Source organism: Mycoplasma marinum (assembly GCF_004335975.1).
Classification (GTDB): Bacteria; Bacillota_I; Bacilli_A; order Mycoplasmatales; family Metamycoplasmataceae; genus Mycoplasma_K; species Mycoplasma_K marinum.
This window is the reverse complement of sequence record NZ_PSZO01000045.1, coordinates 1-2,770: the sequence shown is the minus strand read 5'-3', so window position 1 is coordinate 2,770 and position 2,770 is coordinate 1. Positions and strand designations below refer to the sequence as shown.

Below are 2,770 nucleotides of genomic sequence, written 5' to 3'. Positions count from 1 at the left end.
AATAACAAAAGAGAATTTTGAATATTATATCAATTTACTTTCTTTTAAAACTGGAGAATTTAATTGAGAGATGATAGAAACAAAACCAATCATACAATTCAAGTGTGAAGTCATCATCTCTCTTCATATAATGAATCGCTCAAAAATAGCTGCCATTAATTCCTTTACAACAGGAGATTCTATTTTTTTTAAGGGGCAAAGACTGCCTGCAAAAGAAATAAAAACAAAAATGGGGAAGGAATTCTCATATCATTTAGTCAAAAAAATAAAAGGTATATTGAAAGAATATGGTTTTTCTGTACAAGAAGAAATTTTGCAAAAGAATTGGATTAAAAAAATACCCAAAAAAGAATATGGTGATATAGATATATATGCTAAAAAGGATAATATTATTTTTTGTATTGAAGTTAAATACATTTCCAGTGTAATTAATCCTTTTCTCTTCATAAAAAATAAAGAAAAACTCATAAATTATCAAAAGAAATGAAGTAATAGAGTTGAGCAAATAAACAATAACTCTACAATTGATGATCCTATAAACTTTTTTATAACCAATAAAACTATTCCGATTTTTATAGAAGATGATTCATTGGTTTATCAAAATATTGAACAATTCAAATTTTTTTTAGAAACTCATTTTGGAAAAGAGCAATAAGAGTATTTTTTCTTTATAAAAGGTGATGATATACCTTACGAAACAACAATTAGATCAATATCAAACTAGAGAATTTCATAGACATATACTAAGTATTAAAACATATTTATAAAATTACAAAAGAATACCGTGGCAATTAATTTGATAAAAAATAGTAGCCAAAATGAAATTTATATTCAAAAGGAGATGATATGAATACATTTAAAAATACCTTATTCATCATTGGTAATGGTTTTGATATTCGTAATGGATTAGAAACAAGATTTATAGATTTCGAGACATGATTAACAGCCAATGATAAAGAAGCGCTTAATAAGTTGGAAAAAATGTTTGGATTGGATGAGGGAAATTGGAATAAATTAGAAGATAAAATATTTAATTCCAAACCTAACTTTGATTATTTTATAGGGGAATTTCAAGAAAATGCAAGTTGAAATCTTTCTGGTGAGTGGGAAGAAGAGTATCACATAGAACACGAGATTAGCCTTGCTGTTTCCGATGAAATTGAAAGTAATTTTATTAGTTCTGAAGATTTAAATAATTTAGTTAAAAGATGAATTATGGAAGCGTTGAAAAAATCTGGTGTTAAAAAGATTAAAATAATGCCAACTAATTCACTGATAAATTTCAACTATACAAATTATATTATTGGAAATGTCCTGCATATTCATGGTAATGTAAAAACAGAAATCCAATTCGGTCATTCTAATGATTCGAAAAATTACAGACCTAAAGGGTCGTATGGTAATGAAGATCACACTGGTGAATTTTGATATAAACTCTATCACAAAAATATCTCTAAGAATATTGAAGTTTTGAATCATTTCTTAAACGGTAAGAATTTTGAAAGGGTTATTTTCTTTGGATTCTCTTTGGGTATGCAGGATGAAAAATATATCGAAGTGTTAAATAAGGAGGTTGATGTATTATTTTACTTCTTTTCTGAGGAAGATAAAATAAGGGCTAAAACATTTTTCAATGAAAAAAAATTCAAATCAATCCAATACATTAAATCAAACAATTTTGATTATAAGTTTAGGTAATGTTTATGGAATTGTACATAATAGGAAATGGCTATGATTTAAGTTGAGGGTTAAAGACCAGGTACCAAGATTTTGCAAATTTTGTGAAAGCAAAATACCCGCATGAGTACAAAGAAATTACAAAACTATTTTCTCTTGAATACAACTGAAGTGATTTTGAAGATAGGATTGGAGAATCTTTTGAGCAACTAGAAAAAGTGAATTCATTAAAAATTAAAGAATTTCAAACCAATAATAAAGTATTTGAGACTCCACCTATAACAAGTAAAATTATTTCTGATTTATTAAAAGAATGAATTGCCAAGATTATGATTGATTCAAAACCACAACCAATTGTAACTAAGGAGGCAGTGATAAACTTTAACTATACAGAATACTTGAAAGGTTATTTCTGGAACAACGTCCTGAACATACATGAAAAATATAATGAAGTTGGAGTGTTGCAAATAGGCCATTCTCAATCAAGAGTTATTGAGGATAAATTTTTAAAATTCAAAAAAGAGGATTTTAATAATCCTTTTCCAGACCCAAAAGTACAAATGAATCAATTAAGTAAGTTTCCTAACATTGCTTTGCAAAAATTAAAAGAATTTATATATGGTTTAAAAATCAATAAGTTAATCTTCTATGGCTTTTCTTTTGGAAAACAAGATCAAGATTACTTTGATATATTTGATAAAGATATCAAAGTAATCTTTTATCACTATGAACCACTCGAGGAATGCCGAGAAATGATTAAAAGAGTAAAGAATAAATTCAACAATGTCACCTTTATACAAAAGAAAGATAGGTTGGAATTATAAGGGGTTGAGATAAAAACCAAAACACGCACAACTAATGTGCGTTTTATTTATTGAGTTACAAATTGCACAAAGAAATAATTCTTGGTTGGGAATTATTTCTTTTGCTTTTTCAAGATTTTATCTAAAGAATACAATTCTCCAAACATAAGCATTACAGCATTGTATTCATTTTTTTTAATTAGATTCTCATGTAATAGATCATCTAAGTAAAAAATAGCAAGTGTTTTTCTTGCTCTCAAAAGAGCTACATTCATAATTCTATAGTCAAG

General features: G+C 26.8%; 3 protein-coding genes. All 3 read left to right on the top strand.

The annotated features are described in order from the left end of the window. Positions 1–655: hypothetical protein (locus C4B24_RS04545; protein ID WP_210725199.1), on the top strand; the 655-nt coding region annotated here is incomplete at its 5' end. Positions 656–846: 191 nt separating this feature from the next. Then, positions 847–1,698 (top strand): AbiH family protein, encoded by an 852-nt coding sequence (locus tag C4B24_RS04540; RefSeq protein ID WP_131599592.1) that lies wholly within the window; start codon positions 847–849, stop codon positions 1,696–1,698. Between the two features lie 5 nt (positions 1,699–1,703). Further along, complete coding sequence (locus tag C4B24_RS04535) at positions 1,704–2,501, top strand: AbiH family protein (protein ID WP_168388360.1); 798 nt, start codon at positions 1,704–1,706, stop codon at positions 2,499–2,501. Positions 2,502–2,770: the final 269 nt, after the last annotated feature.